The 22,893-nt window shown below is 55.1% G+C and carries 20 protein-coding genes; 13 read left to right on the forward strand and 7 right to left on the reverse strand.

Annotation, left to right across the window (positions count from 1 at the left end):
- Positions 1 to 11 precede the first annotated feature (11 nt).
- The 3 genes from DYY88_RS04770 to DYY88_RS04780 form a co-directional block, all read right to left on the reverse strand.
- The gene (locus DYY88_RS04770) at positions 12 to 2,876 is read right to left on the reverse strand and encodes a zinc-dependent metalloprotease (RefSeq protein WP_052288263.1); all 2,865 of its coding nucleotides are present in this window, start codon (positions 2,874 to 2,876) and stop codon (positions 12 to 14) included.
- Between the two features lie 503 nt (positions 2,877 to 3,379).
- Positions 3,380 to 3,826 (reverse strand): FHA domain-containing protein, encoded by a 447-nt coding sequence (locus DYY88_RS04775; RefSeq protein ID WP_039725775.1) that lies wholly within the window; start codon positions 3,824 to 3,826, stop codon positions 3,380 to 3,382.
- A 311-nt stretch (positions 3,827 to 4,137) separates the two neighbouring features.
- Entirely contained in the window at positions 4,138 to 5,427 is a 1,290-nt protein-coding gene (locus DYY88_RS04780; protein WP_039725776.1) for an ATP-binding protein, read from the reverse strand.
- A 442-nt stretch (positions 5,428 to 5,869) separates the two neighbouring features.
- On the opposite strand from DYY88_RS04780, the gene hslO reads away from it, so the two are divergent.
- The 3 genes from hslO to DYY88_RS04795 all read left to right on the forward strand — a co-directional run bounded on the left by hslO (position 5,870) and on the right by DYY88_RS04795 (position 9,048).
- A complete protein-coding gene (gene hslO, locus DYY88_RS04785) occupies positions 5,870 to 6,787 on the forward strand; it encodes an Hsp33 family molecular chaperone HslO (RefSeq protein ID WP_039725778.1) in 918 nt (305 codons plus the stop codon).
- A gap of 212 nt (positions 6,788 to 6,999) precedes the next feature.
- Positions 7,000 to 8,316, forward strand: a complete 1,317-nt coding sequence (locus DYY88_RS04790; RefSeq protein WP_039725779.1) for a four-carbon acid sugar kinase family protein — start codon at positions 7,000 to 7,002, stop codon at positions 8,314 to 8,316.
- 96 nt (positions 8,317 to 8,412) lie between these two features.
- The gene (locus DYY88_RS04795; RefSeq protein WP_039725780.1) at positions 8,413 to 9,048 is read left to right on the forward strand and encodes an LOG family protein; all 636 of its coding nucleotides are present in this window, start codon (positions 8,413 to 8,415) and stop codon (positions 9,046 to 9,048) included.
- A 350-nt stretch (positions 9,049 to 9,398) separates the two neighbouring features.
- On the opposite strand, the gene DYY88_RS04800 is transcribed toward DYY88_RS04795, so the two are convergent.
- Positions 9,399 to 10,937, reverse strand: coding sequence for a phosphomannomutase/phosphoglucomutase (locus tag DYY88_RS04800; protein ID WP_039725781.1), 1,539 nt, complete (start codon positions 10,935 to 10,937; stop codon positions 9,399 to 9,401).
- Between the two features lie 136 nt (positions 10,938 to 11,073).
- Entirely contained in the window at positions 11,074 to 11,970 is an 897-nt protein-coding gene (gene rarD / locus DYY88_RS04805; protein ID WP_039725783.1) for an EamA family transporter RarD, read from the reverse strand.
- Between the two features lie 350 nt (positions 11,971 to 12,320).
- Between rarD and DYY88_RS04810 the strand changes: the two genes are divergently transcribed.
- Together DYY88_RS04810 and sipA are read left to right on the forward strand one after the other, a co-directional pair.
- Positions 12,321 to 13,400 carry a sirohydrochlorin chelatase gene (locus DYY88_RS04810; protein ID WP_044151068.1) on the forward strand — a complete coding sequence of 360 codons (1,080 nt, stop codon included), beginning with the start codon at positions 12,321 to 12,323 and terminating at the stop codon, positions 13,398 to 13,400.
- A gap of 57 nt (positions 13,401 to 13,457) precedes the next feature.
- The gene (gene sipA, locus DYY88_RS04815; protein ID WP_302849226.1) at positions 13,458 to 13,706 is read left to right on the forward strand and encodes a regulatory protein SipA; all 249 of its coding nucleotides are present in this window, start codon (positions 13,458 to 13,460) and stop codon (positions 13,704 to 13,706) included.
- An 80-nt stretch (positions 13,707 to 13,786) separates the two neighbouring features.
- Here the strand turns inward: sipA and malQ are convergent, their stop codons facing one another.
- Positions 13,787 to 15,298 carry a 4-alpha-glucanotransferase gene (malQ, locus tag DYY88_RS04820; protein WP_039725784.1) on the reverse strand — a complete coding sequence of 504 codons (1,512 nt, stop codon included), beginning with the start codon at positions 15,296 to 15,298 and terminating at the stop codon, positions 13,787 to 13,789.
- Between the two features lie 187 nt (positions 15,299 to 15,485).
- Here malQ and DYY88_RS04825 point away from each other — a divergent pair, with 187 nt between their 5' ends.
- Positions 15,486 to 15,914, forward strand: coding sequence for an NUDIX domain-containing protein (locus DYY88_RS04825; RefSeq protein ID WP_039725785.1), 429 nt, complete (start codon positions 15,486 to 15,488; stop codon positions 15,912 to 15,914).
- A 172-nt stretch (positions 15,915 to 16,086) separates the two neighbouring features.
- A complete protein-coding gene (locus DYY88_RS04830; protein ID WP_039725786.1) occupies positions 16,087 to 16,476 on the forward strand; it encodes a RidA family protein in 390 nt (129 codons plus the stop codon).
- A 150-nt stretch (positions 16,477 to 16,626) separates the two neighbouring features.
- On the opposite strand, the gene DYY88_RS04835 is transcribed toward DYY88_RS04830, so the two are convergent.
- Positions 16,627 to 17,118 carry a Fur family transcriptional regulator gene (locus DYY88_RS04835; protein WP_084606981.1) on the reverse strand — a complete coding sequence of 164 codons (492 nt, stop codon included), beginning with the start codon at positions 17,116 to 17,118 and terminating at the stop codon, positions 16,627 to 16,629.
- On the opposite strand from DYY88_RS04835, the gene purS reads away from it, so the two are divergent.
- The 6 genes from purS (at position 17,117) to DYY88_RS04865 (ending at position 22,808) form a co-directional block, all read left to right on the forward strand.
- Complete coding sequence (gene purS / locus DYY88_RS04840) at positions 17,117 to 17,392, forward strand: phosphoribosylformylglycinamidine synthase subunit PurS (RefSeq protein ID WP_039725789.1); 276 nt, start codon at positions 17,117 to 17,119, stop codon at positions 17,390 to 17,392. The two genes, DYY88_RS04835 and purS, sit on opposite strands and share 2 nt — an antisense overlap.
- A gap of 32 nt (positions 17,393 to 17,424) precedes the next feature.
- Positions 17,425 to 18,123 carry a phosphoribosylformylglycinamidine synthase subunit PurQ gene (gene purQ, locus DYY88_RS04845; protein WP_039725790.1) on the forward strand — a complete coding sequence of 233 codons (699 nt, stop codon included), beginning with the start codon at positions 17,425 to 17,427 and terminating at the stop codon, positions 18,121 to 18,123.
- An 89-nt stretch (positions 18,124 to 18,212) separates the two neighbouring features.
- Complete coding sequence (locus DYY88_RS04850) at positions 18,213 to 19,187, forward strand: hypothetical protein (RefSeq protein ID WP_039725791.1); 975 nt, start codon at positions 18,213 to 18,215, stop codon at positions 19,185 to 19,187.
- Positions 19,188 to 19,876: 689 nt separating this feature from the next.
- Positions 19,877 to 20,740, forward strand: coding sequence for a ferredoxin:protochlorophyllide reductase (ATP-dependent) iron-sulfur ATP-binding protein (gene bchL / locus DYY88_RS04855; protein ID WP_039725792.1), 864 nt, complete (start codon positions 19,877 to 19,879; stop codon positions 20,738 to 20,740).
- A gap of 193 nt (positions 20,741 to 20,933) precedes the next feature.
- On the forward strand, positions 20,934 to 21,293 hold the full coding sequence (locus DYY88_RS04860) for a DUF5331 domain-containing protein (protein ID WP_039725793.1): 360 nt from the start codon (positions 20,934 to 20,936) through the stop codon (positions 21,291 to 21,293).
- 102 nt (positions 21,294 to 21,395) lie between these two features.
- A complete protein-coding gene (locus DYY88_RS04865; RefSeq protein WP_039725794.1) occupies positions 21,396 to 22,808 on the forward strand; it encodes a ferredoxin:protochlorophyllide reductase (ATP-dependent) subunit N in 1,413 nt (470 codons plus the stop codon).
- The last annotated feature ends 85 nt before the right edge of the window (positions 22,809 to 22,893 follow it).

The following is a 22,893-nucleotide window of genomic DNA, read 5'->3' on the forward strand; positions in this document are numbered from 1 at the left end:
ACATTGGAGCTTTAGAGGCCCAAGAGTGGCGCATCGAGGACGCGAGCAATGCGATCGCGCACATCCTCTAAATGAGCGCGGGTGGTAATCGCCATGCTATCGCCGTCGCGGGAGAGGGCATCGCTAATATCATCCTGCATCTGTCGTAGCTGATAGCGGGCCAGCACCCGCGCATCCTCTGGTGCCCCGATCGTCCCCAAGGTCGCCATAAACTCGTTAAAGCTCTGGGCGTTGAGGGCATCCCAAAAGGTGCGTCGCAACACCAAATTGCTCAGGATGTTGAGATGGTGGCGCTGCAACCCCCGCCGTAGACTCGAAATCTCGGGCGGGTTGCCATCAGAGTTCATGACCTCTGACCAAATACTCTGGTACATCGACCCGTATAGCTCAGACAGGGTGAGCACATCCTCGGCGTCGGTGCGAAACTCCAGGTCGCGGACGCGAGCTAAGCGATCGGCGAGGAATAATTGGCTGAGCGTCACGCTTTGCACTTCTAGCACTTGCTCATAAATCGGATAATCCAGCGGAAAACTGGTGAGCCGCACGCCCCAATGCCGCCAGCGATCGGGGGCCAACTGGTTAATCAGTTGCGAGGAAAAGTCGAAGGCATCAGCGGCAAAGACTTCTTCACTCAAGGCAGTGAGGGCAGCCCGTTGTTTGTCAGCGGCGATCGGTTCAAAGGGCGTAGAATCGCGATTCTCCCAAGGATTTAACCGCCGAAAACGCTGCCCGCCGACATAGTCAGTCAAGGTCAGCGCGTTGCTAAAAAAGTAATTGAAGACGAGATCGACCCGACGGCGCAAGCTACCGTAGCCTTCTCCCGGATTCACCGAGAGGCGGTTAAGGCGATCCCAAACGGCTTGGGCATTGTCGAGTTGCCACAGAGAATATTGCATAGGATCGCTGCTGAGGTCCCAGGCGCTCGATTCTGGGTCGATGAAATCAAAAATGTCTTCATCGGTGGCATAAGCCAAGGCCGGTTCAGTGCTACGGCTCAGGATACGGCTGAGCATTTGTTGCTCCGCACGGCCCAGAGGAGAGGGCGGCGCTTCGCGATAGCCATATTCGATCGCCCACAGGTCATAGGGTCCCAACCGACTGGGAAAGTACTCTCCCTGCTCCGTACCGGGCGGGGCCACATTGGGGGGAAAGTAGTCCATCACGGAACTCACCAAACCTTGAGCAGTCGTAAGTTCCCGATCGTTCAGGTCTTCGGGCGCCAGGAGCAGGCTGCCCGCAAAGTTGTGACGCAACCCCAAGGTGTGTCCGACTTCGTGCGCGGTCAGCGCCACTAAATATTGTTGGATAAAAGCGTCCAACTGCTCACTCAAAAAATCGGCTCCCGATAGCGTCGACAGCGCCAACGCACCAAAGGCGTTGTGTTGGGCGTTGAGGTATCCGGCACAGTGATCATCGGTCAGCCGTTGGTTGCTGCCCTCCGTCGGCCAACCTTCTAAATTGCGGGTCATTTCCAGCCCTGCCTCGCCCGCTTGCTGCATGGCAAGCCATTGCAAATACCAGGTTTGCGATCGCTGACCGCACAACTGCAGATAAAACTCCGAACCATTCGGCGCATCCAGCCCCCGTCCCTGATAAAGCTGCCGCAAATAGCGAATGACATTGGCATCGAGAATGACATCCGCGTCCAGAATCTGGCCGGTCAACGGATTCACCCGCGACGGGCCAAACCCAATGGCCCAATTGCTCAACGAATCAGACCAGCGCACCACGTTGTAGCGCACGTCAGACGGATCCCAAGTCGCGTTATTCGGCATTTGTCGCGCTTCAATAGCGTTCTGAAACCCCGCTGCGGCAAAGGCTTCATTCCAAACCAAAATGCCCTGGCGAATGGCCTCGCGATATTCCGGTGGCGTCGTATTTTCAATCCAAAACACGATGGGCTCTTGGGGGGGCGACATCTCAGCCTGGGGATCTTGCTTTTCGAGATGCCAGCGATTGATGTAGCGCACAAAGGGATCAGCACGACGAACTTGCTGGGGGGCTCGAAATGCCGTGGTAAAGTAGCCAACCCGTTCGTCCGCCTGACGCGGTTGATAACTGTTATTCACTGGCAATGCCGACAGGCTATAGCGCACCTGCAAGGCAAAGCCCCGACTATCCGGAATGCCATCCAGGGAAAAGCTAAACAATGCGGCGAGCGGATCCGTCGCGCCCCCACCGACAAAACCGACCACAGTGCCTACTTCCAGATTTTCAGGAAACATCTGCAACGACTCGAGCTGCGACAGCTCCGGATTACGGCTGTAATTGCTCAAGGCCCAGCCCAATCCCTCGGTCAGATTGGCTAAATCTCGCTCCATCAGCAGGGTCGATAAATCGATCAGCTTGGCCTGCGTGCTGGGGTCGATACTGACCACATCCACCACGAAGATAATGGAATCGCTGAATGACGTTTCTTGGAGTCGTTGTTGCCAACTTTCACCGCCAGTGTTGCGCAAGTACGTGTTAGGCACGGCCACCTGCACGCGATCGCCCGGCATCGCGCGAAACTGCATCACAAAATCATTGATCGGCCAGCCGCGAAACAGCCCCGCTTCTCCCAAACCGGATTCCAACGTTGCCGAGAGCAAAAAGTTGCGATTGAACTGCCGGGGCGTGAGGGCCAGGTAAGCTTCGCCGCGATCGACATTGCTATAGACCGTCAGCAAACCTTCTTGCTTTTCCAGATTTTGAGTCAGTTCTGCAAAGTCCAGCAGCGCCCCTACCGCGTCATCGGTTTCCGTCACCACGTCATCAGCCTGGGCATAGGCAACAGTCTGATGAGACCAAGTTCCTCCTAGCGCCAACAACACAGCTAAACACACGCCAACGATGCTAAGTACCAGGAATTTTAGGGAACGGGTCAGACGATTCATGAATTTTCTACTGTGCAGAATGGCTCCTATACAGTTTGAACGGCTCAGCACAATTTTGGGACAACTTTAAGGAGAAGTTTCGGAAACAAGCTAATGAATTGAAAGGCCAAGACGGCTGTTGCTACTTAATTCAATTTTCATCTCTAAAACCATACCCAAAATGTATCGGGGACGCTGAGAGCTTGTTCGAAACTTGCCAGCCTTAACAGATGCCTAGTGATCTAAACAATGCTGAATATCAGGTGCACTGTAGCCGAGATAAAACCCAGTGCAATCCACAAAACTGTTGAATCTGTGGGTTTCGTAGACTCGACACTACGCTACCGTCTCATCAACTCCGGTCCAACGCTGTACTAGCAGAGCAGCGCGATCAGGTGCCATTAATGAGCATGGGAGAGACAACCGCTCACCATGGTCAACAGCAAAGCCAGCGTAGATGCACGGTGCAGTCATAGGCCTCCAGGCTAGAAACGCTAGAGGCAAAACAGGCATACAGCGCGGCCTTAACCTGCTGTGTCGCCATCATCGTCGTCCTCTAACTCATCCACCATGTTGGGACTGATTAGAGTGATATCAAATTCATCCGGTGGCGTAGGATTCGTCGAGTCGCGCCGCAGTTGATAAAAGATGGCTCTGGCTTGTGGCCCAAAGACAATTTCGTCCTCATTTTTGAGGTCATGGGCAGGTACTTTGCGACCATTGATTAACATACCGTTGGCACTGGGTTTGCCCTTGAGGTTGCCATCAACAATGCGGTAATAGAAGGTGTTGTCGTCTTTGGGCAATTGCACCAGGGTTGCATGGTGACGCGACACAAACTGTGATGAGAGGCGAATGTCGCACTTCGGGTCGCGGCCGATGGAATAGACTGAGCCGTCTAGGATAATCTCGCGGCGGCCTTTACTATCTTCGACGATAAAGATGTTGCTGAGTTGAGATTCTGAAGCCATCCCGACGATTATTCCTTACCGCGCTGAGTTAACAGTACTATCACAAACCTTTATGGTGTTGCCACTTAGATTCTGTAACAGTAACATCACATTTGGTCATCAGCTTAACTACTGAACACAAAGTTGTCGGCTGCAAGCATACAGGAGCCATGACCTCTCTCAAGAATGCCCGAAAAAACTGGAACAGACCACGTTTCGTGGGGACAGATAGAGGCGGCATCCGACTGTTTCTCGCTATTCGCCAAAAGTCGTCCAACTGAGCTCGGCGGCATGCGGGAAAGTGTTATCGCCGCCGCTGCGAAAATCGATAGCTAGTGACGGATGGCGAGTTCGGCCTGCAAAAAGTCGATAAATTGTCGAGCGGTGCGGCCAGAACGGCCATTGTGCCGAGTCGCCCACTGGAGGGCTCGCTGTTGCAAAGTCTCATCGTCAATCTGGAGCTGGGCTTGCGTCGCGAGGTGACGCACGATCGCTAAATACGTCTTCTGATCAGCTGCATCAAAGGTGAGGGTAAGACCAAAGCGATCGCTAAACGACAGCTTTTCTTGCAGGGTATCCCAAGACTGAATTTCGTCTTGATCACTGGGGCGGGGGCGATCGCTAAAGTATTCCCGCACTAAATGTCGGCGGTTGGAGGTGGCATACACCACAACGTTTTGGGCACGGGCGGTCACATTGCCTTCCAGCACGACCTTGAGCGCTTTAAAGGCGTCGTCATCTTCTTCAAAGGACAAATCATCCACAAAGATGATGAACTTTTGCGGCAAGTCTCGCACTTGCTCCACAATCGCCGGGAGCTCGGTCATGCCCGCCTTATCGACTTGAATCAGCCGCAGACCGCGATCGCCATACTCATTGACCAACGCTTTCACCAGCGACGATTTGCCCGAACCGCGACTGCCGTATAGCAACACATGCAGGGCGGAGTATCCCGCCAGCAAAAACTCCGTATTTTGAATCAACCGTTGACGCGGATCGTCATAGGCGGCCAAATCGTCCAACTGCACGGGATCAGGATGTGGTACGCCGACCAGCGTATCCGCTTGCCAGCGAAACACGCGATATTGCCCCATGGGACCAATGCCTTGCTGACGGTAATAGGTCGCTAGCTCGATCAGGCCAGTCTGCCAGTCCGGTAGCGCCGGAAAGGAGACCTCAGGCCAGGACTCCGTGTCTAAGTGCCACACGATAGGAGTCTCGGGCACTTGGCAAACCGTTTGCACCCATTGACTGAGTTGCTGACTTCGACAAGCATAGAGGCCCTGGAGACGACGCAGGTCACTCTGGGCGGCATGTAAAAGGGCGGGGGGCAATTCCTGCACTGGGAGGCGCTGGGCCAGTTGCGAGAAGGGATTATCCGATCGCACAATTTGCTCAATCAAATGCCCCTGCCAGGTTTGCTGTGCGGCGGCTAATTCCCGAAACCAGTGCCCGTAGGCGATCAAACATTCAGCGGAGTCTTCTCGGCAAAGGGCGTCGAGCAAATTGAGCCACGCTCGGCTAATCGGCGTCTCTAACACCGACTGATACAGCAACAGACCCGCTGCCTGCTGCTGAAATCGCTGTACCGACGCGATCGCCTTAGCTGCTAATCCACCCATACTTCACTCCCTGCTGACGCCTGCTCCACTGAAGGAATCGGAATTTTTACAATCTCAGTTTTGTCGGACAGGCACCTTGCCTGCACTGGAACAGCCGAGACGGCTGTCCACACTTAATTAAATTTCCATTCCTTAGCAAGATACCGCCCAGATGCCTGCCCCTCTCAATTCTGCGACAAAATCTAGCCCGCTGAAAGTGACTCACCTGCCAACCATCGACGGAACTTCACCCACACCCCCCGCCACCCTCTCACCCTGCCACCCTCTCACCCATCCACCCATCCACCCTCTCACCCATCCACCCATCCACCCTCTCACCCTGCCACCCTCACACCCATCCACCCTGCCACCCTCTCACCCATCCACCCTCCTCAAGCGGTTCCAAAAGTCCTTACAATGGCACTAACGAAAAGATGACGTGAATTCAGTTCAGGACGTTTGCATGGCAGACCAACTCCTTCGGGCCACCGCCGCCGATGGCGGCATTCGGATTGTCGGCACCATTACCACCGACTTAGTAGCAGAAGCCCGACGGCGCCACCAACTGACCTACGTCGGCACCGCCGCTTTAGGTCGCGCGATTTCGGCGGGGCTACTCTTAGTTTCCAGCATGAAACGGGCCGAGTCGCACATCAATCTGCGAGTCAAAGGCGATGGGCCGATGGGCGGGGTCATGGTCGATGCGGGACTAGATGGTAGTGTTCGTGGCTATGTCGATCGCCCCGAAATTGAACTGCCCCCGACAGAAACTGGCAAGCTGAACGTGGGAGGCGCGATCGGGCGCAACGGCTACCTCTATGTGGTGCGTGATGTGGGCTACGGTCAGCCCTATTCCAGCACAGTAGAGCTGATTTCCGGCGAAATTGGCGAAGATCTTACCTATTACCTGGCGACGTCTGAACAAACCCCTTCGGCGTTGGCGCTCGGTGTGCACGTCGATGAGCAAGGCGTCGAGGCGGCGGGAGGCTTGCTACTGCAAGTGATGCCCAAAGCCGCGCGCGATGAATCCTTGATTTCGCTGCTTGAGTCCCGCATGGGCACGCTGGCTGACTTTACGCCCAAGCTACTGGACAAGCAAACTCTGCCTGAAATTTTTGAAGCGCTAGTCGGCGATTTGAATCTAGAGATTCTGCACGACGCCGAACCGATGAACATTCGCTTCCACTGTCCTTGCACTTACGATCGCATGTTGGGAGCCCTCAAAATGCTCGGTGTGGATGAGCTGCAAGACATGATCGAAAAAGATGACGGGGCCGAAGCCACTTGTCACTTCTGCGGCGAAGTCTACACCGCCGACAGCAACAAACTCGCCGGATTGATTGACGATCTCAAGAAACAGCGATCGGAAGCTTTGAATTAGGCTGATTCAGCCAAGATGCTGGGCTATGGTGCATTACGCTGCGCTAATGACACCCTACGAATGGCAATGCTTTGCCAGATCGCCTTAACTGTGACCGACTCCACCGACTTAACTACGCTCACCTCATCCACCCAGCTACCCTCACACGCCGCTCAACGATCCCCGCCATATGGCACTCTGGACAGTAGACCGACCAAACTGCTGGAGGAGCGATGGGCACGACGCCGAAGATTATTGCGCTGGATGACGATCCCACCGGATCACAGACGGTTCATAGCTGTTTGCTGTTGCTGCAGTGGGATGTCGAGACGCTGGTGCTGGGTCTAAAGGATGACTCACCGCTGATGTTTGTGCTGACGAACACACGAGCACTGTCGCCGGAGCAGGCCGAAGCCGTCACGCGAGAAGTGTGTCAAAACCTGAAGGTGGCTATTCCCCAAGCGGGCGTTGAAGAATTTTTGGTCGTCAGTCGTTCGGACTCGACGCTGCGGGGCCACTACCCGATCGAAACGGATGCGATCGCGGCTGAACTGGGTCCCTTTGACGCCCACTTCATGGTGCCCGCCTTTTTCGAAGGGGGCCGCATTACCCGCGACAGCATCCACTACGTCGTGCAAAATGGCACCCCCGTGCCCGCCCACGAGACGGAATTTGCGAAAGATTCTGTCTTTGGCTACAGCACCGCCTATCTGCCGGACTATGTGGCCGAAAAAACCGGAGGCGCGATCGCCCCTGAGCAAGTCGAACGCTTCACTCTAGAGCGAATGCGATCGGGCGTTTCAGATGCCTTAATGAGGCTCGAAGGCAATGTGTGTGTGGCGGTAGATGGCGAAACCCAAGCAGACTTGAACACCTTTGCCCAAGAAGTTTTGGCCGCCGCTGCTGACGGCAAGCGCTTCTTATTTCGCAGTGCAGCGAGTCTGTTAACCGCGTTGGCAGCGCTGCCTCCCCAGCCCATCGCCGCCGAAGACATGGCGCAATACGTCAAAGACCATCATCCCGGCGCGATTCTCATTGGCTCCCATGTGAAAAAGACCACCCAGCAACTGGCCGAGTTACTCAAAGCCCCCGGCATTGTTGGCGTCGAAGTCGATGTGACGCAGATGTTGGACGATTGGGCCGCTGGGCGATCTCGCCTCTTAGACTCCACCCTGGCCCAGGTCAGCCAAATTCACGCACAGGGCCAAACACCCGCGATTTACACGAGTCGCGAAGAACTGACCTTTCCCGATGTGCAAATTCGCCTTGCCTTTGGAGAGCAGGTGTCAGGTCTCTTGATGGACATTGTGCGGGGCTTGCCCAGCGACCTGGGCTTTTTGATCAGCAAAGGGGGCATCACCTCTAACGACACCCTAAGTCAGGGACTCGCCCTCCGCACGACCCGGTTATTGGGACAGATCTTGCCCGGAGTCTCGGTCGTCCGTACCGCAGCTGACCATCCTCAATTTGCAGCCATGCCCGTAGTGCTCTTTCCCGGCAATGTTGGCGACGAAAATGCCCTTGCTCTGGCCTATCAGAGGCTAAGCTAGGGAAGCCGCTAAAAGCACCCATCAGCGATGATCCCCGTTTTCCCGCTATGGGTTGCCTGATACGGCATCATCAACATTGCAATTGTGGAAAGTGTCATGTCTGAGGCAGATAGATTCCGGGTCGTCATCTTCGGGTCTGCACGTTTGAAGCCCGAAGATACGGTGTATGAGCAGGTGCGACGGTTAGCCCGGTTGCTCGGGCGAGAAGGCATGGATGTCGTCACAGGCGGTGGCCCCGGCTTGATGGAAGCGGCCAACTGGGGCCATCGCGAAGGGCGGGAAGACCCCAACAGTGTTGACGGATCGAGCAAATCCTACGGCCTCAATATCAAACTGCCGTTTGAAGAAGCGGCCAATCCCCATGTGGATATCAAGCACGATTACGATCGCTTCTCCGAACGGCTCGATCATTTTATGCACCTGGCCAATGCCGTCGTGGTCGCTCCCGGTGGCGTCGGCACGCTGCTAGAGCTGGCCTACACCTGGCAGTTGATGCAGGTCGAGCACATTTGCAATATCCCCATCGTGCTACTAGGCGATATGTGGGAAGACTTTTTGCGCTGGGTCAAAGCCTGGCCCCTCGAGAAACGGCTCATCAATCCCGAAGACTACGAGATGCTGTACCTCGTGCGGACGTCCGACGAAGCCTTTGAAATTGTCCGTGCTGCTCAACGCAAGTTTGTCGAAAGCAGCAGCGAGTTTTGCCTCAACTATCAACAGTACAAACTGTAAGGGCTTCACTTCGCCACCAACCAGTGGGCACGCTGTTTGCTGAGGAGATCTCTGGAAAAGAATTTCCCGTTCGTAGGGTGTCATGAGCGCAGCGTCATGCACCGCAACCGGGCATTTTTGTTTCCTTTCCGGAGGTCTCCTTAGCCAAAAGCCTCTGGTACCACCTCAAACCTCAATGGACGGGTTAGTCGTGTGGGGCCAAGTTTGCAAAACCTATAGATTCAATAGCCCTGTGGGTCGCACTGCGTTTGACCCACGCTACACCGCACCCGAATTTTTAGCCTTGACCGAGCACCAGGGGATTGCTTTTGGACAAGAGAGAAATTGAGACTCTGAGTTGGAAAAATCGCTTAAGACTGGAAAGCGGACAAATCCAGGCCCGCTTGAGTCGTGAAGAACGCTTGGAGCTTCGCCGTGATCTGGGCCACCCCGCCCTCGACGTTGGATTCAACATTGAGGGGCAACACGGGGTCGTGCAGCGACAGTCGCAGCAAAAACCAGCCGTCTTCGTTCGCATTGGTGCAAGCAACGCGAATTCCCTCATAGTTATTGGGCACGATCGCCCAGCCGGGTTGCTCCGCAACAAATGTCTGCAGTTGCGTAATCACTTGGTTGCCGTGGGTCTTAAAGTCAGGTTCCAAAATTTTGAGGCGCAATTCCTGGCTTTCGACGGGTTCTTGCAGGTTGGCAATGAGGTCAGTCAAGCGTTTGCCGCTGAGTCGGGCCTTAGCGAGTTCACCCAACAGCTTGCTCACGAGGTAGGCACCGTCGTCCAAAAAGTAGTTTTCGCGCATGGCTCCGTGGCCCGAGGTTTCGATCGCCAACCAAGATTCCTGCCCGGCCTCATTTAGCCGCATCGCCTCGTTGATCACATTTTTGTAGCCCCGCTTAAAGCGATGGTGGACGCCATCCAAGTCTTGCTCGATAAAGCGAGTGAGACCGTCGGAGGTGATGGAGTCGGTGACAATGGTCGAACCGGGATGTTCTTGCAGCACGATCGCAGCAATCAGCGCAATCAGTCGATTCCGATTTAGTTCGCGCCCTTCGTGATCAACGGCAGCGCCGCGATCGACATCCGTGTCAAAGATGATGCCAAAGTCCGCCTGGTTAGCGGTGACAGCGCCACAAATCGCGGCCATCGCCACTGCATTTTCCGGATTGGGGACGTGATTCGGAAAGTTGCCATCCGGGTCGAGAAACTGACTGCCAGTGGTATCGGCTCCCAACGGTTCTAACACCTTGTCAGTGTAGAAACCACCGGCGCCATTGCCCGCATCCACAACGATTTTCAACCCACGTAAGGGTTCATCAAAATGGTCGGGATGATTTACCGCTGTGCGAATCTGTCGGACTAACTCGGCAGCATACGCTGAGAGCAGATCACGGGGGACGATCGCTCCCGGCACCGTCGTCACCGCAAATTCATTCTGTGCCGCCAACTCTAAAATCTTCGTGATGTCCGGTTTGCCCAGGCCGCCCTGGCGAGTGAAAAATTTCAGCCCGTTGCGGTTGAAGGGCAAATGGCTGGCAGTGAGCATGATCGCGCCATCGCATTGAAACTCGGGCAGCACCGTACTCATAAACATCGCCGGAGTCGAGGCCAAGCCCACGTCGTAAACCCGGCTCCCCATCGCCGCCATACCTTTGATCACCGCCGCCATCAGGACGGGGCCAGATAAGCGACTGTCGCGCCCGATCGCGAGCGTCAACTCGGCAGCGGGCTGGTGCAACTGGGCGGCGAGCCAACTGACAAAGGCTTGCCCCAGCGTGTAGGCCACCTCCGGGGTCAGGTTCACGGGCTCATCCGGCACGCCAGCGATCGCCACCCCCCGAATGTCGGACCCATTTTGCAGGGCAACCCAGTTCACCGATGTTGCAGAAAGAACCATGTGCGATCGCTCCGTTGCGGCTTCCTGTTCACCATAAAAGTGACCCGCGCGATTCCGCCATTTCTTCAGCTTTTTTGCACGTCAGGAGCAACCGGCTGGCGATCGCCCCGATGCGCCCCAACGTCCTGGTCACCATTTAGACTGAGCGCGATCGCTGCATCAGTGAAGTCGCCGAATAGATCGCCAGGGCCATCCAGATGCAGCCAAAGGTCACCAGATGCGTTGGGGTAAACGGCTCACGATACAAAAATACGCCCAACATGAGTTGAATCGAGGGCGCGACGTATTGAAAGAAGCCCAGCGTTGAGAGCCGCAGCCGCTTGGCCGCATTGTTAAACCACAGCAGCGGCATAGAGGTCATCACCCCGGCACCGATGAACAACAGACTCAAGCCGACGGACTCGCCAAAGTGTCCCACGCCAGTAACCTGCCAGTAGCTCACTGCCATCAATGCCAGCGGAGTAATCAGCAACGTTTCCACCGCTAGGCCCACCAGCGGGGCCACCGCCACCACTTTGCGCAGCAGTCCGTAAAACGCGAAGGTAAACGCCAGTCCCAGGGCAATCCACGGGACGGCACCAAACTGCCAGACAAAGTAACCGACACCGATCGCCGCCAGCCCCACCGCAATCTGTTGGCCCCGCAGCAGCCGCTCTCGCAAAAACACAAACCCCAGCAGCACCGTCACCAGTGGATTGATGAAATAGCCGAGGCTGGTTTCCACCACGCGATCGCTGTTCACCCCATAGATGTACAGCCCCCAATTGCAGGTCAGCAAAGTGGCCGTCACCAACAGCAAGCGCCAGGTCTTGGGCGATCGCAGCAGCACCCCCACCTCCGGTTGCCGCCGCTGCACCAGCAGAATGCCCGTCAAAAACACCAGCGACCAGATCATCCGGTGACACAGCACCTCAACGGGCGAACTCTGCTGAAAAAACTTCCAGTAAATGGGCAGCAGGCCCCAAGCCCCATAGGCCAGCACGGCATACAGGCTGCCCGCCCTCACAGTCGATGGCTGAGACGATTCGTTCAAGCCGACTCCTTACAAGACAAAACCCCTATCCTACCAAGGGAAGCAAGGTCTGCATGAAGGTACACCATTCTCCCTCTCCTCTGCTCCCTTGCCCCCCCTGCCCCTTCGCATCCACATCCCCCACCCCAGCATTCATTCCCGCAAAGCAGTGAGATAAGATAACAGAGCAAAATTGATGCCGCCACCCGAGGGGAAAGTTCGGTGCGTGAACTGCTTCACCAATCCGACACTGTGCCGCAACTGTGATGAATCTCTGCCACACAACGGATATGAGGCTCTCAGTCAGAACACCCGCTGGTGGCTTTGTATCTTGACCGCCTGCGATGCACAGGCTCGGAGATCAATCACGAATGACCACTGCGCAAATTTTGACTCACCCTGGCGTCTTTGACGTCGATCAATCGCTCACGCTGCCGCCGTTGCCCCATGGCCGCCCCTTGTTATTAATTGGTCATGGCAGCCGCGATGCCCAAGGCCGCCAAAACGTGCTGGACTTTGCCACCGCATATCAAGCTTTGGATGCTTCTCGTCCAGTCATCCCCTGCTTTTTAGAACTGACCGAACCGACCATTCAAGATGGGGTCGATCGCTGCGTGGAGGCAGGCTACACCGACATTTCGGCGCTGCCCGTGTTGCTGTTTGCCGCGCGACACAACAAATTTGATGTCACCAACGAACTCGATCGCGCCCGCCAACGGCATCCCCAAGTCACATTTCACTATGGGCGGCACTTTGGCATTGCCCCCGAAATTTTGGATTTGTGGCGCGATCGCCTCGCCCAACTCGACACCCCCACCTACAATCCCCATCAGGTTGAGCGCAAAGATACGGTCTTGCTATTTGTCGGTCGCGGCGCTAGCGATCCAGATGCCAACGGCGATGTCTACAAACTGGCGCGCATGGTGTGGGAAGGCAGCGGCTATAACACCGTGGAAACCTGCTTCATCGGCATCACCCATCCCCGGTTAGAAGAAGGCTTCCGCCGAGCGCGGCTCTATCAACCCAAACGCATCATTGTGCTGCCGTACTTCCTGTTCACAGGCGTACTGATGAAAAAGATTCAGGATATCGCCGCTCAACAGCAGGGTGACCATCCCGAGACCGAAGTCATTTGTCTGCCGGAAATGGGCATTCACCAGCAGCTCCTTGGCGTCATGCGGCGTCGGGAAATTGAAACCCAAACGGGATCAGTCGCGATGAACTGTGAAATGTGTAAGTTCCGCTTAGCCGCCTTTGAAGCCAACAGTGCTAGCCACGGGCATGACCACAGTCATGGACATGAACACGGGCACGGTGATCACGCTCATGGTCACAGCCATGGCCATACTCACGGACATTCTCATGGTCATGGACACCACCACGAGGGAGAAATGCCCGATCCCTACGCGGAACCCGCACAATATCACGATCGCATTTGGCAGGTGCCCTAACAGCGATATCTTGAGGGTGGAGTCCCGGTGCTCCGCCCCCGTTCTTCATGGTGATTGATGATGAGTGAGTCCTTTATTATTGGCGATCGCGTTTATCTCGCCACCGCGCCCCCCTACCTCAAGACAGCCGATACTATGCCCATGCTGCGCCCTGGCGACACAGTCCCCGTTGGCACGCAGGGCGTGATCTTGCAACAAAAGCCAGGTGACTACTGGGCCGTCAAATTCGAGCAAGGTGCTTTTCTTGTAGACACCAGTTATTTAAAGAAGGTCGTCTACGAAAGCAAACCCGCCGCAGAAGAATAGCGTTCACCTTACCTGCAAATGGGCCGTCGAACCGTTCCAGAGCTATTAACGCGGGGTAAAACCGCTAGACGACTGCTGAGTTAATACCAGTGCACAGGAGCACGACTATACAATCGCGTCAGTTCCCGCAAACGTTCGCGGAGTTCACCCGTGAGCATTTCGGAGCGATAGCGCCAAGCCCAGTTACCGTCGGGCTTACCTGGCGAATTCATGCGGGCAAAACTGCCCAACCCCAGCACATCTTGTAGGGGAATAATCGCTTGATTGGCGATAGAACTCAGCGCCAGACGAATCAAGTCCCAGTGAATGCCGTCGGCGTGGAGCCCCCCCAAGTACCGGAGCACGCGATCGCGCTCATATTCCGAAGCCTTGTCAAACCACCCCACCGTCGTGTCGTTATCGTGGGTGCCTGTATAAACCAGGCAATTTCTCACATAGTTGAATGGCAAATAAGGATTCGTGTGATCGCCACCAAAGGCAAACTGCAAAATCTTCATGCCGGGAAAGTCAAACTGATCTCGCAGCGCCTCGACCTCTGGCGTAATCACGCCCAAATCTTCCGCCAAAATCGGCAGACTGCCAAATTCTGCTTTCACCGCATTGAAAAACGCTTCGCCCGGCGCTTGCACCCACTCACCGTTCAAAGCGGTTTCTTCGCCTTCGGGCACGGCCCAATACGCTTCAAACCCACGAAAGTGATCGATTCGCGTCAAATCAACATAATCCAGCAGGGACTTGACCCGCTGCAGCCACCAGCGAAATTCCCGCTTTTGAATTTCTTCCCAGTTGTAGGTGGGGTTGCCCCAGAGCTGCCCAGTTTCGCTGAAATAGTCGGGCGGCACCCCGGCCATCTCTGCCGGTTCCAGCGTTTCCTTATCAATCATGAAATTGTGAGGAAACGCCCAAACGTCCACGCTGTCGTGGGCCACATAAATTGGCATATCGCCCACGATTTGAATGTGGCGCTCATTGGTGTACTGCTTAAGCTCTTGCCACTGACGGGTGAACTCAAACTGAAAATACTTGTGATAGCTAATGACGGTCGCTAACTTATCGTGCCACTCGGCCATGGCCATGGGTTCACGACGCGCGAGGGCTGATTCCCACTGATGCCAGCTAGCGCCATTGTGCGCCCGCTTCAGCGCCATAAAGAAAGCATAGTCGTCTAACCAAAAGGCCCGCTCCTGACAAAAGGCTTCGTACTCGCTGCGGGCCTCGTCATCAGCGGTGGCATTGAAGGTCTCAGCGGCTTTTTCGAGCAGCTTGAGCTTGGTTGGCAACACATTGCCAAAGTCCACTTCGTCCTCGGTAAAGTGGGGAAACTCGTCTAAGTCGGATTGCTCTAGCAAGCCGCGATCGCGCAACTTTTCCAAACTGATGAGCATGTGATTACCCGCCATCGACGAGTAAGACATGTAGGGTGAATTACCATGCCCGGTCGGGCCTAACGGTAAAACTTGCCAGAGTTGCTGTCCCGTTTCGGCCAAAAAATCGACAAACTCGTAAGCGGTGGGGCCGAGATCGCCCATGCCAAACCGTCCGGGAAATGAAGTGGGATGCAACAGAATGCCGCTTGCTCGTTGAAAAGGCATCGATTCTTTGGTAACGTCCCACTGACTCTAGCATGGCAATAATCAGGAATAACCTGGCACCAGACAGAGTTTTATCACAGGCTCTGGGAACAGCAACTTTGGCAGCCCAAACCCGGCGATCGCCAGGCTCCGACCCAAAATCTCCTATGGTAATAAAACGATCGATTTGGCAAATCCCTGGCCTGCTGTGACGTACCGTAATCCTGCTCCGACTGTAGACATTGTGATCGAGATGCGCGATCGCCCCCATCGGCCAATTGTGTTGATCGAGCGGCGTAATGAACCGTTTGGGTGGGCCATTCCCGGCGGCTTTGTGGATTACGGCGAACGGGTGGAAATCGCGGCGATCCGGGAAGCACAGGAAGAAACGCAGCTAGACATAACTTTGATCGAGCAGTTTTACGTCTACTCCGACCCCAGCCGCGACCCGCGCAAACATACCCTGAGCATTGTGTTTCTCGCCTACGCGACGGGCACCCCCATCGCCGCTGATGACGCCAAAGACATTGCCCTATTCGCCCCGTGGGAAGTGCCTATCAATCTCTGTTTCGACCACGATCGCATCCTGCAAGATTACTGGCAGTATCGTCATTACGGCGTTCGTCCCCGCCCTTGACCCCAACTCGGGTTTGCACAGATCACATATCGCTGTTGGGGCTGGGGAGAAGCGGAGCCGGGGAGCAAACTCTGTAGTCGCCCTTCAGAGAGGAGATATTCAGCATTCCACATTTGGACAAGGGATTTTTCCCTGCGATAATGATGGCCGTTATGCAATCAAATGGGGATGTATGGAACGCAAAATTGTGCAAACCGATCAGGCACCGGCACCCGTTGGGCCATATAACCAGGCGATCGCTGCGACGGGCACCATGCTGTTTGTCTCCGGCCAGATTCCCCTCGATCCTCAAACTGGCGAACTGGTCGGTGGTGACGATATCGTGGCGCAAACCGAACAGGCGATCGCCAACCTCAAAGCCATTCTCGCCGCTGGCGGTGCCACCCTGGACAACGTGGTCAAAACCTCCGTCTTTCTCAAAGATATGAACGACTTTGCCACGATGAACGCCACCTACGCTCAGCACTTTGGCGAAGACAATGCACCCGCCCGTGCCTGTGTCGAAGTCGCGCGTCTGCCCAAAGATGTGCGCGTTGAAATTGAGTGCATCGCCGTCATCTAAAGCATCAGGGTTTTATCGGAATTGCAGTTTTGTCGCAGGCAGCTTGCCTGCGCCTGAACAGCCGAGACGGCTGTCCACACTCAATGAAATTTCCCTCCCTAAGTCCTGTGGTTGGGCTGGGGACTCGCGATCGCTCGCCACCGAGTCGGATTACTCAGCGCTACCCGCAGCGACTTCTTCTTGGGCCTGACAGTCGGGACACAGGCCAAAAAATTCCAGCGTGTGGTAGTAAATGCGGAACTTGTGGTGAGCCTGGAGTTCATGCTCCAAATCATGTACCGGGCATTCGTCGATAGAAATGCTACCGCCACAGCGCAAACAGGTGAGGTGATGGCGATCTTCTTGGGGCAAGCTGTAGAGTGATTCGCCACTGGGCAACGTCCGCACTTGCACCAACCCATCTAGCTTGAGCGCATCTAGCGAACGATATACCGTTGCCAAACCGATGCTGTACTGGTGATTGCGCAGCTCCATATAAAGATCCTGAGCTGATGCTGGTTTAGTGAGCCCTTGCATCACTTGGAGAATGCGTTCTTGACTGCGAGTGCGTCCGTTCATGTCTGCTATCAACCACGCCTCTACCAGCTTAGTGCAGAGCGGGATACGGTAGGATGGTGAAGCCTTTTCGGATGCGATCGCCATGCCGACCTACCAAGCTCAAATCTACGTTACGCTACGCCCTTCGGTGCTTGATCCCGCCGGTACGGCGGTGCAATCAGGACTCCATCACATGGGTTTTGATGGCGTCGAGCAAGTGCGCATTGGCAAATATATCCAAGTCACCCTGACCGCTGAGGATGAAGCCACGGCACGCCAACAGCTCGACCAAATGTGTGATCAGCTGTTGACCAATCCCGTCATTGAAAATTACCGCTTTGATCTCACAGTCAAAGCGACGGCGGACACCGCAGCTTAACTTTTGCACCCCAGGTTTGGAGATCGACCGCCATGAATGTCAGCGTTATTGTCTTTCCCGGTGCGAACTGCGATCGCGATGCGGCCTACGTCACCCGCGATCTGCTCGGCCAACCGACCCAAATGATCTGGCACGAAGATCGAGATTTACAACAGGCCGATGTGGTCATCGTGCCTGGTGGGTTTAGCTATGGCGATTATTTGCGATGTGGCGCGATCGCTCGCTTTTCTCCCGCCCTGCAAGCCACAGTGGAACATGCCCAGCGCGGCGGCCTGGTCATCGGCATCTGCAATGGCTTCCAGATTTTGACCGAGGCGGGGTTGCTGCCCGGAGCCCTGATGCGCAATCGCGACCTGCACTTTATTTGCGATCGCGTGCCCCTGCGAGTCGAACGCACCGACCTGGTGTGGACGCAAAACTATGCTGACCAAGCCGTCATCACTGTGCCCATTGCCCACGGCGAGGGCTGCTACTATGCCGACGCCGACACCCTGCAAGCTCTCGAAGACAACGGCCAAGTGGTCTTCCGCTACTGCGATGTCACTGGCGATCCGACCCCGGCTAGCAATCCCAATGGCTCACTGAACAACATTGCGGGCATTTGTAACCAGCAAGGCAACGTCCTCGGCATGATGCCCCACCCCGAGCGAGTCTCGGATCCGCTTTTGGGCGGCACCGACGGGCTGGCCCTGTTTGAAAGTGTGTTGAGTAAGCAACTGCAAACAATTTAGACAAGATCCTGTGGCCACTGATGCTCCCCAGTCACGCTGGGTACCTTGGAGTCATCAATCAAGTATTGTTGAATTCTGGGAGCGTCACCATGACCCCATTAGATGCAGCAACCCAGCGATCGCTCACAGCCGCACTCTACGCCTATTTAAATGACTACGGCGGCGACTCAATAGACGAGGTCCGCGCGATCGCGGGGGCCATCCTGGCGGCTAAAGAGCAAGCTGGGGAATGGTCACTCCCCGGTTGGGAGGTTGAACAATGGGTGGATACCCTCGTGGCAGATGTGGATCTGAGCCAGCCGCTTCCCTCTATCTGGCAAGCTGCCGATCAGCAACTAGCCCACCAAGCACAACACTGGCGCGAACAACTGGCTGTCAAAACCCGGGCTACCGTTGATGCTTATTTGCAACAATATTCCTTCACGGAGGGGCTCTCTCTCCATCAGCTAGTAGCAACGGTTTTACCCCTCGTCACCGATGCCACCCTGCCTCGCGATACGGCCCGTCAGTTGATTGAGACGGTAAGCAGCCAAGTGGATTTATCGAGCGTGAGCGATCGCGTCATTGACCGCAAGTGGGTGCTGCTGGCGGAACAAGTCCATCAACTCTGGCAACAGCGCGACATGGCCAACTCCGTCACCGATGTAATGCAGGCTTATGTTCACAAATTTCAGCCCGCCGCTGTGGATATTGGTGAAAGCTTAATTGAACAGGCCGTCGAGGCCGTCTCCAACAGCAAACTCAAGCTGGGCTTGGATACCGAACTCACGCCCGACACCCGCAAACTCTTGATCAAACAGGTCATGCTGCAAGTGAAGTTGCGGGATATGTCGTCGCCCCCGGTCAAGACCGCCCTGGAGATTGCCCAAGACTTACACAACGAAGTGGTTCGCTATCGCCACGATCGCGGGCTCGACGACCCGAACTATTGGCCAACCACAACCACCAGTGCTGCCAACGACGATAGTTCAGCCCTGGGCGGCGAGATCAGCATCGGCATCAATGTCCGACCTCGGCCCTCAGATCCCGAGTCAACCGGCAACATTTCGTCAACCGACAGCTAAATCGCCAAAAATTGACTGAACTTAATAAAAAAGTTTCTACCCTGGATGAACTGCCCGCGACGCGCCCCCTGAGGTTTACCACCTGACGTTGCCAAGATGAACGGTTAGAGCACCGCCGCCCCTATCCGACCCACGCATTACAGGCAGAGCGGCCAGTCGCGATCGCCTCCCCTCACTCGACCGCTCACCCCTACTGCACAAGGCTTTGGCTGTAGGCACTCCCAGCGCCAAACGCGATCGCCACAAATACTTAACGCCCTAGCGACACAACTCAGTCCAGGCAACCGTAGACCACCACCCGAACGACTGATCGCGCTCCACCACAAGTCAAAAACTCTCTAGAGAAAAATAATCTTTGCCATCATTCGAGTTTTTGTCTTTTGTCCACATCTAAATTGAATAAAGACACAAAATTTACTGGGCAAGGTTTTTTGAGCTTCAGTCAGGATTAAAGGGGATTTTCAGTTTCCTACAACTTCAAGCACAGGCCAGCCCCAAATAAAAGCTTGATCGAGATTCTTGAGCGCTTCCCGAATCCAGTGGCCAACCCCATAATGCTAACCAAGCCGAAAACCCTCGCTGCTTTCACGCGGCGAGTTTACCTAATTAAAAACCGTTGCGGGTGCGGGCGGACTCATTATCCCCACCCGCAACCCCTTGATAAATCGAACGCTTGGGAGCGATCGCCTGTGAAACTCTCCGTCTATGGCAAAGGTGGCATTGGCAAATCCACCACCAGTTGCAACATTTCCGTCGCCCTCGCCAAACGGGGCAAAAAAGTCCTCCAAATTGGCTGCGACCCCAAACACGACAGCACCTTCACCCTGACCGGATTCCTCATCCCCACCATCATCGACACGCTAAAAGAAAAGGGCTTTCACTACGAAAACGTGTGGCCTGAAGACGTGATCTTCAAAGGCTACGGCGGCGTGGACTGTGTGGAAGCGGGCGGCCCCCCAGCGGGCGCGGGCTGCGGCGGTTACGTGGTGGGCGAAACCGTCAAACTCCTCAAAGAACTCAACGCCTTTGATGAGTACGACGTGATTCTCTTTGATGTGCTGGGCGATGTCGTCTGTGGCGGTTTTGCCGCCCCGTTGAACTATTCCGACTACTGCATGATCGTCACCGACAACGGCTTCGACGCGCTATTTGCAGCCAACCGGATTGCCGCCTCCGTCCGCGAAAAAGCCCGCACCCATCCCTTACGCTTGGCCGGACTCATCGGCAACCGCACCTCCAAGCGTGACCTGATCGATAAATACATCGAATCAGTGCCCATGCCAGTGCTCGAAATTCTGCCGCTGATCGAAGACATCCGCATTTCTCGCGTGAAGGGCAAGACCCTCTTCGAAATGGCCGAAACCGATCCGTCCCTGACACCGGTCACGCAGTACTACCTCAACATTGCGGATCAGATCCTCGCGCAGCCCGAAGGGGTCATTCCCAGCGAAACGAAGGATCGCGATTTGTTTGCGTTACTGTCTGACTTCTATCTCAATCCGCCAGAAGATGCGCCCAAACAAGAATCAGAACTGGATTTGATGATGGTTTGACGCGGCCGTGCACCTAATTACCGGGGTGGCTCTGCACTGGCAGACGGGTACTCACCTTCTCTGTGCAGTCACTGCCACCCATTTTTCACCCTGAATCCCCGAGTCCCTGTAACGTTGCTGCTCAATTGCCTCTCTGTTTTGATGAATTTCATCTATCATGAGGCGTCTAAGCGCAACGGATTGAGGCAAAGCGATGGCCTTCTTCGAAAACTTCGTATCAGTAATACGCCAAAAATGGTTAGATTACGTCGAATCCAACCGTGAATGGTTGCAGTTGCAAATGCGCATGACCTCGGTCAGAACCCCAGATGGGGGACGGCGTCCGTCGTCATTGCTGATCTTGGGTGTGGTCAATGCTCTAGAGCCTAAGCTAGGCAACCTGATGGTGCCGTTTTACCAGCTCAATTCTGATGAAGATGCGCTGGTTGAAGTACTGGGCCTGAACTTTGACCCAGAAATGGCTCTCAGCAACGGCAACCTGCCCACCACAGTTGAGGCGGAAAACGAAGAAGCCAAAATGCTGCTCGATGCGGCGGAAGCTGACGAGGACTAACCGACGCCACTCGCTGTTGGCGCGATCGCCACGTCAGTGCCGCTCCGGTTGAGCCTCAAGGGGATTCTCCATTTAATTTCATTAATTAAGAAGGAGTAATCCATGACCCTGGCCAAGCCCCAAACGCAAAATTTAGAATTTGACTGTGACACGGGCAATTACCATACGTTTTGCCCCATTAGCTGTGTTGCCTGGCTCTATCAAAAAATCGAAGATAGCTTTTTCCTCGTCATTGGCACCAAAACCTGTGGCTACTTTTTGCAAAATGCGATGGGGGTGATGATTTTCGCCGAACCGCGCTATGCCATGGCAGAGCTGGAAGAGGCTGATATTTCGGCCCAGTTAAACGACTACGCTGAGCTGAAGCGACTGTGCGAGCAAATTAAGCGCGATCGCAATCCCTCAGTCATCGTCTTCATTGGCACCTGCACCACCGAGATCATCAAAATGGACCTCGAAGGGCTAGCGCCAAAACTCGAAGGAGAAATCGGGATTCCCATTGTCGTCGCCCGCGCCAACGGTCTTGACTATGCCTTTACCCAAGGGGAAGACACCGTGCTGGCAGCCATGGTGCAACGGTGCCCCACCAGCGACGACCTCGACACTCCTGAAGAGAAATCGGAGCGCAACAACTTCCAAAAATTGCTCAACCTTGGCCGCAAACAAGATACCCCAGCGGCAACCGAAGACACGCAATATCATGACCATCCCAACTTGGTCATTTTTGGCTCAGTGCCCGACCCCATCGTCACGCAAATGACCTTGGAACTAAAAAAACAGGGCATCAAAGTCGGTGGCTGGTTGCCCGCCAAGCGTTATACCGAACTCCCTGTCTTGGATGAAGGGGATTATGTGATTGGCATCAATCCCTTTCTCTCACGGACGGCAACGGGACTGATGCGGCGGCGCAAATGCAAGCTCATCGGCGCACCGTTCCCCATTGGTCCGGACGGCACTCGCGCATGGATCGAAAAAGTTTGCTCAGTCTTTGGCATCGAACCCCAAGGCTTGGAAGAGCGGGAGGCCAAAATTTGGGAATCGCTGGAAGAGTATTTGGCGATCGTGCGCGGCAAGTCAGTCTACTTTATGGGCGATAACCTGCTGGAAATTTCCCTGGCTCGTTTTCTCGTCCGCTGTGGCATGACCGTCCCCGAAATCGGCATTCCCTATATGGATAAGCGCTATCAAGCCGCAGAACTGGCGCTACTAGAGCAGACCTGCCATGAGATGGGCGCACCGCTGCCCAAAATCACCGAAAAGCCCGACAACTATAAGCAAATTCAGCGAATTCAGCAGATTCAGCCGGATCTGGTGATTACAGGCATGGCCCACGCCAATCCGCTAGAAGCGCGGGGCATCAACACCAAGTGGTCAGTAGAATTTACCTTTGCCCAAATTCACGGCTTTGCCAATGCTCGTGACATCTTAGAGTTGGTGACTCGGCCCCTCCGCCGCAACAGTAGCCTCCGCGACCTCGGGTGGGACAAACTCATCCAAGAAGAAGCGAAAGTCTAACGGTGGCTTGTCTCGGAAAACTTACCCAATGAAAAGCGATCGCGGTTCAGGAGTTCATGCCCCCGAACCGCGATCGCTATATGGA

Origin of the sequence: Leptolyngbya iicbica LK, assembly GCF_004212215.1 — a bacterium.
Taxonomy (GTDB): domain Bacteria; phylum Cyanobacteriota; class Cyanobacteriia; order Phormidesmidales; family Phormidesmidaceae; genus Halomicronema; species Halomicronema iicbica.